The following is a 5,740-nucleotide window of genomic DNA, read 5'->3' on the forward strand; positions in this document are numbered from 1 at the left end:
TGAACCTATGATTCGGCATAACCGAATCGTACACGCATCGGCCTATCAGCCAAGATTCTTGCCCAGTCTCGTAGTGAAACCTATCATGTCCCAACGACGCACAAGGTTTGATGGGTTTCCGCTTCGCTCTACCGATCCTACGATTGCTGGCCAATCTCGCGCTTATACGACGCATAGTTCGGCTGATCGACGGCGAGCTTGTCCATCGTAGTCTGCCAGAGATGATCGGCTAGTCCCGGTGTCTGCAGATCGACATCGCCGCTCGCGATCTTCTCCGAGAGCACGCGGTTCAGGTCGAACAGCGAGCCATCGATCTTGAGCAACTGCTTTAGCCGCGCTGCCTCCGCGGCGTCGGCCGCTTGTGCGAGCGAGAGCTGGCGCGTCACGAGATCGAGCGCGTTGATGCCGACGCGCAGCTTGAACGAATTGTGGCCCTTGATCGCAGGCGCGATCTCGCTCCGCAGGAAGTCCGCGACCGCCTTGATCAGCTCGTTGGGTGTCGGTTCATCCTGCATCTCAACGCCCTCGCGGTGCCAATAGCCTGAGCAGATCGATCTCGGTCTCCGAGGCGCGGCGGCCGATCATCGCGCGCTCCATCGAATGGTCCGGGCCAGCGCGGAAGCGCTGCATCATGCCGCAGCACATCACACCCCAGCGCAGCGTGCCCATCACTTCCCAGAACATCACTCTGCTAGGATCGACTTTGCGGCCGGTCTCCTCATAGCCTGCGAACAGATCCTCGCGCGAGCCAAAGCCGCCGACCGGCTTGTCGATCTCGCCGAAGCGCCAGGAGTTGACGCAGATCCAGCCGAGATCCTCCATCGGATCGCCGAAATGCGCGAGCTCCCAGTCCAGCACCGCGCGCACGCCGTCGGGACCAATGATGAGGTTGCCATGACGGAAATCGCCGTGCACCAGCGTCACCTCGTCCGATGGACCGGGATCGTGGTCGCGCAGCCAACGCAGCGCCAGCTCGAACACCGGGCGCAGCCAGTCGAAGCCGCGATATTCGCGCTCGAGATCGCCGATCTCCTTGGTCGCCGTCATCTGCCGCAGCTTCGGCAGCTTCGCCGCCGGCAAGCCGTGGATGCCGGCAGCGACCTTGCCGAGCTGGCGCGCCAGCAGCGGCCGCGCCTTCGCAAACTGCTCGTCGCGCAGGATTTTCCGCGCGATGGTCTCGCCCTCAATGCGCGCCATGATGAAGCCGGTGCCGAGTCCCTCCTCCGGATTCAGCACGTGCAGCACGCGCGGCGACGGCAGGCCGGCGTCGTGCGCGAGCTGCATCAAGCTCGCCTCGGCATCGAGCCCGGCCGCGCGCGAGGGTGCTGCACCAAAGCCCGGCGGCGCGCGGCGCAGGATTGCGCCGATAGTGCCGTCCGGATGCACGATATCGAACGTCCAGGTCTCCTGGCTGGCGCCGCCGGAAAGTTTCGCGGCGCCGGTGACGCCGGTCGCCCCCCGATGGAAGGACGCGACGCAGCGCGCGAGCTCGGCCTCGATCATTTGCCCTTGAACTTCGCCGGGCGCTTCTCGAGGAACGCGGTGACGCCTTCCTTGAAATCCTCGGTGGTGCCGGCAAGCCGCTGGGACTGGTATTCCAGGTCGAGCTGATCCTCGAACGAATTCTCCGGGCTGTCCCAATAGAGCTTGCGGATCAGCGACAGCGCAACCGTCGGCCCGTTGGCAAGCTCATGCGCAAGCTTCATCGCCTCGTCCATCAGCGCGCCGTCGTCATGGAGGCGGTTGATGAGGCCCCATTCCAGCGCCTTCTCGGCCGGCAGCCGCTCGCCCATCAGCGACAATTCGATCGCACGCGCCTTGCCGACCAGCCGCGGCAAGAGCCAGGTCGAGCCGCAATCCGGCACCAGGCCGATGCGCCGGAAGGCTTGCAGGAAATAGGCCGAGCGCGCGCACAGGATCATGTCGCCCATCAGCGCGAAGCTCATGCCGGCGCCCGCCGCCGGCCCATTGACCGCGGTGACGATCGGGCAATGCAGATTGCGCAGCCGCCGCAGGAACGGATGGAACGCGGTCTCCAGCGCCGCGCCTGCGTTACGCTTGCCCGGCGTCTGGTTGTTTCGTCCTTGCAGATTGGCGCCGGTGCAGAAGGCGCGGCCGGCACCAGTGATCACAAGGCAGCGCACCTCGTCCCGCTTGTCTTCGATCGCATCGAGCGCCTCGGCGAGGCCGCCGAGCATGTCGATCGACACCGCGTTCATGACTTCCTGATGGTCGAGCTTGAGGACCGCGACCGGTCCATCGAAATCGAGCGTGACATGTTTAAATTGCATTGTTTCCTCGTGGGTTGCACCCGCGCCATGGGTAACGCGGTAGGCCAAATCTTCGACCCATATTTGATTTTTGAGACGCGCTTGTCCATGGTGGAGCAAGCACGCCTCGCTTTCGGATGCACGATTAACGTGCGTCAGGCCAAATGGAAACACCCCAGGGAAATACGCCAAGGAAAAAATACCATGAGCATCTTCGACCTCTCCGGCCGCGTCGCGGTCATCACCGGTGGCAATGGCGGGATCGGGCTTGGCATCGCGCAGGCGCTGAATGCCGCCGGCTGCGATGTCTCGATCTGGGGCCGCAACGCCGAGAAGAACAAGGCGGCTGCGGCAACGATGGCGGCGGGTCCCGGCAAGGTCGACACCCGCATCTGCGATGTCAGTAATGCGGCCTCGGTGCAGGATGCGATGAAGGCGACGCTCGACACTTTCGGCCGCGTCGATGGCTGCTTCGCCAATGCCGGGATCGGCGGCGGCGGACGACGCGCCTTCATCGACCGCACCGAGGAGGAATGGCGAACCATGTTCGCAACCAATCTCGACGGCGTTTTCCACGTGTTCCAGGCCGCCGCCCGCCACATGACCGAGCGTGCCGAGGCCGGCGACGCCTTCGGCCGCCTCGTCGCCACCTCGAGCCTGGCGTCGCTGTTCGGCACCGCGCGCAACGAGCACTATGCCGGCACCAAGGCCGCGATCAACGCGCTCGTGCGCGCCCTCGGCGTCGAGCTTGCCCGCCATGGCGTCACCGCGAATGCGATCCTGCCCGGCTGGATCAAGAGCGAGATGACGGCTGGCATCATGTCGAACGAGAAATTCGTCGCCAATGTGATGCCGCGCATCCCCGTGCGCCGCTTCGGCGAGCCCTCGGATTTCGGCGGCATCGCCGTCTACTTGATGAGCAATGCGTCGTCGTATCACACGACGGATTGTTTCGTGATCGACGGCGGCTACACAGCGTTTTAAACGCTGTTCGAATTCCGTCATGCGGCAATGGCGTCCTGCGCTGCGTCAGCGCAGGCACCCATGAAAAAAGCGCGCTCGCACTTTGAAACCACCGCGTCTATGGTTGGCCGCAACGATCTCGGCGATGGGAGGAAGAACATGAAACACGCCTACATACCCCGGACCACCAACTACACGCTCAATCCGGGCGACGAGCTCAACGACCTCCGCATGTCGGATCAGGTCCGTCCGCTTTATGAGCATGTGAAGAAGTTCATCCGGGAAACCGTCGAGCCGATGTCGGTCGAATTCTATCGGCACGGCGAGAACAAGAAGGACCGCTGGAGCTTTACCGACGGCCAGATCGAGGTTTTGGAGAAAGCCAAGAAGAAGGCCAAGGAGGAAGGCCTCTGGAACTTCTTCCTGCCCGACGCCGAGACCGGCGAAGGCCTGAACAATCTCGACTACGCCTATATCGCGTCCGAGCTCGGCAAGAGCCCGCTGGCCTCCGAGACCATGAACTGCTCGGCGCCTGATACCGGCAACATGGAAGTGCTGGAGCGTGTCGGCACCAAGGAGCAGAAGGAGATGTGGCTGAAGCCGCTCCTGAACGGCGAGATCCGTTCGGCCTACGCCATGACCGAGCCCAACGTCGCCTCGTCGGACGCCAAGAACATCTCCACTACCGCCAAGCTCGTCGGTGACGAGTGGGTCATCAACGGCGAGAAATACTACATCTCCGGCCTCGGCGACCCCCGCTGCAAGATCATGATCGTGATGGTGAAGACCAATCCGGATGCGCCGCCAAGCAAGCAGCAGTCGCAGATCCTGGTGCCAAAGGACACGCCCGGCGTCGAGATCCTCGGCCCCATGCATGTGTTCGGGCAGGATCATGCCCCGCGTGGACACATGCATCTGCGCTTCAACAATGTCCGGGTGCCGAAGGAGAACATGCTGCTCGGCGAGGGCCGCGGCTTTGAAATCTCCCAGGTTCGCCTGGGGCCGGGCCGCATCCATCACTGCATGCGCACCATCGGCAAAGCGGAGAAGGCGCTCGACATGATGGTGCAGCGCGGCCTCACCCGTGAAGCCTTCGGCAAGAAGATCGCGCATCTCGGCGGCAATCTCCAGATCATCGCGCAGGCGCGCTGCGAGATCGAGGCGATGCGGCTGATGGTGCTGAAGGCGGCGAAGGCGATGGACGTGCTCGGCAACAAGGAAGCGCGCGTCTGGGTCTCCATGGTCAAGGCCATGATCCCCGAGCGCGCCTGCAAGATCATCGACCAGGCGATCCAGATGCACGGCGCCACCGGCATCTCGCAATGGACGCCACTGGCCGAAATGTACCAGGACGTCCGCCACCTCCGCTTCGCCGACGGTCCGGACGAGGTGCATTGGATGGTGGTCGGCCGGCACGAACTGAGCATGCCGTAAAGGGCGCGGCGATTCGTAGGGTCGGCAAAGCGAAGCGTGCCCACCTTCACGAGCCGAGCCAGAATGGTGGGCACGCTTCGCTTTGCCCACCCTACGAATCTAGCCGCCCTACGATCTCTGAGGAAAGCCACCATGGAATACGCTGCCAGCGATCTGAAGCCCCGCGAGCGATATAAGGTGCTGGCATCCTTCGTGCTGCCACGACCGATCGCCTGGGTGACGAGCACAGGCCCAACCGGCGTTGTCAATGCCGCGCCGTTCAGCTTCTTCAACGTGTTCTGCGAGGACCCGCCGCTCTGCATGTTCGCGGTCAATCTGCGGCCGGACGGGCGGGTGAAGGATACGCTTGTCAATATCGAGCGTACCGGCGAGTTCGTGGTCAACATGACCGACGAACCGCTGGCGCACGCGATGCACGAGACCAGCGGCGACTTTCCGCCTGATGTCGGCGAGCCCGATTATCTCGGGCTCAAGCTTGCGCCATCGACCAGCGTGGCGGTGCCGCGCCTTGCCGACGCGCCATGGGCGATGGAATGCAAGACCTGGAAGATCATCGACGTCAACGACCGCCGGCTGATCATGGGTGAAGGCATCCACTTCTACATCCGCGACGAGCTGTGGGACCGCGAGGCCATGCGCGTGCACATGGAGCGCTACCACCCGGTCGGCCGCATGTTCGCCGACCGCTATTGCCGCACCGATGACCGGGTGGTGTTTCCGACCGCCGAGGGCGCGAAGCCGTAGATCCGTAGGGCGAGCAGGCGCACCGCGGTCGTCTGACGCTCTGCGCGCGATGGTGGGCACGCTGCGCTTTGCCCACCCTACGACGTTCGTGCAATCGGCACGCTCTCTCCACGTCATTGCGAGCGCAGCGAAGCAATCCACGTCTCCGCAAGTGGCGCGATGGATTGCTTCGCTGCGCTCGCAATGACGGGGTAAGTTCTGATTCAAATGTCAAACAGCGGAAGGGATGTGCGTTCGCATTCTCGCGGCCAGTTACGCCCGAGCTTTGCGTTCGTTTCACCCTCTCATTGAACAGAGGGCGCAGGGAAAGCCGGGTGCCGGTTGCACCC

6 protein-coding genes are annotated in these 5,740 nt (G+C 63.4%); 3 read left to right on the forward strand and 3 right to left on the reverse strand.

Annotation, left to right across the window (positions count from 1 at the left end; genetic code table 11):
* Window positions 1-137: 137 nt before the first annotated feature.
* Genes OZ411_RS42375 through OZ411_RS42385 form a run of 3 tightly spaced genes read right to left on the reverse strand, consistent with a single transcriptional unit; the run spans window position 138 to window position 2,291 of the window.
* Complete coding sequence (locus tag OZ411_RS42375) at window positions 138-515, reverse strand: DUF6285 domain-containing protein (RefSeq protein WP_282532721.1); 378 nt, start codon at window positions 513-515, stop codon at window positions 138-140.
* Between the two features lies 1 nt (window position 516).
* Window positions 517-1,503 (reverse strand): phosphotransferase family protein, encoded by a 987-nt coding sequence (locus tag OZ411_RS42380; RefSeq protein ID WP_282532722.1) that lies wholly within the window; start codon window positions 1,501-1,503, stop codon window positions 517-519.
* Window positions 1,500-2,291, reverse strand: coding sequence for an enoyl-CoA hydratase/isomerase (locus OZ411_RS42385; protein ID WP_130583397.1), 792 nt, complete (start codon window positions 2,289-2,291; stop codon window positions 1,500-1,502). Before OZ411_RS42385 ends, OZ411_RS42380 begins: the two co-directional genes overlap by 4 nt.
* Window positions 2,292-2,474: 183 nt before the next feature.
* Here OZ411_RS42385 and OZ411_RS42390 point away from each other — a divergent pair, with 183 nt between their 5' ends.
* From OZ411_RS42390 to OZ411_RS42400, 3 genes are all read left to right on the forward strand, one after another.
* Entirely contained in the window at window positions 2,475-3,254 is a 780-nt protein-coding gene (locus OZ411_RS42390; protein WP_130583396.1) for an SDR family oxidoreductase, read from the forward strand.
* 138 nt (window positions 3,255-3,392) lie between these two features.
* The gene (locus OZ411_RS42395) at window positions 3,393-4,667 is read left to right on the forward strand and encodes an acyl-CoA dehydrogenase family protein (RefSeq protein WP_165421489.1); all 1,275 of its coding nucleotides are present in this window, start codon (window positions 3,393-3,395) and stop codon (window positions 4,665-4,667) included.
* Between the two features lie 132 nt (window positions 4,668-4,799).
* On the forward strand, window positions 4,800-5,411 hold the full coding sequence (locus tag OZ411_RS42400; protein ID WP_130583395.1) for a flavin reductase family protein: 612 nt from the start codon (window positions 4,800-4,802) through the stop codon (window positions 5,409-5,411).
* Window positions 5,412-5,740 lie beyond the last annotated feature (329 nt).

The organism is Bradyrhizobium sp. Arg237L (genome assembly GCF_029990105.1).
Taxonomy (GTDB): domain Bacteria; phylum Pseudomonadota; class Alphaproteobacteria; order Rhizobiales; family Xanthobacteraceae; genus Bradyrhizobium.

Bases quoted from the DNA above. Each gene is read 5' to 3' on its own strand.
- OZ411_RS42375 (WP_282532721.1), bottom strand. From the start codon at position 515: ATGCAGGATGAACCGACACCCAACGAGCTGATCAAGGCGGTCGCGGAC.
- OZ411_RS42380 (WP_282532722.1), bottom strand. From the start codon at position 1,503: ATGATCGAGGCCGAGCTCGCGCGCTGCGTCGCGTCCTTCCATCGGGGG.
- OZ411_RS42385 (WP_130583397.1), bottom strand. From the start codon at position 2,291: ATGCAATTTAAACATGTCACGCTCGATTTCGATGGACCGGTCGCGGTC.
- OZ411_RS42390 (WP_130583396.1), top strand. From the start codon at position 2,475: ATGAGCATCTTCGACCTCTCCGGCCGCGTCGCGGTCATCACCGGTGGC.
- OZ411_RS42395 (WP_165421489.1), top strand. From the start codon at position 3,393: ATGAAACACGCCTACATACCCCGGACCACCAACTACACGCTCAATCCG.
- OZ411_RS42400 (WP_130583395.1), top strand. From the start codon at position 4,800: ATGGAATACGCTGCCAGCGATCTGAAGCCCCGCGAGCGATATAAGGTG.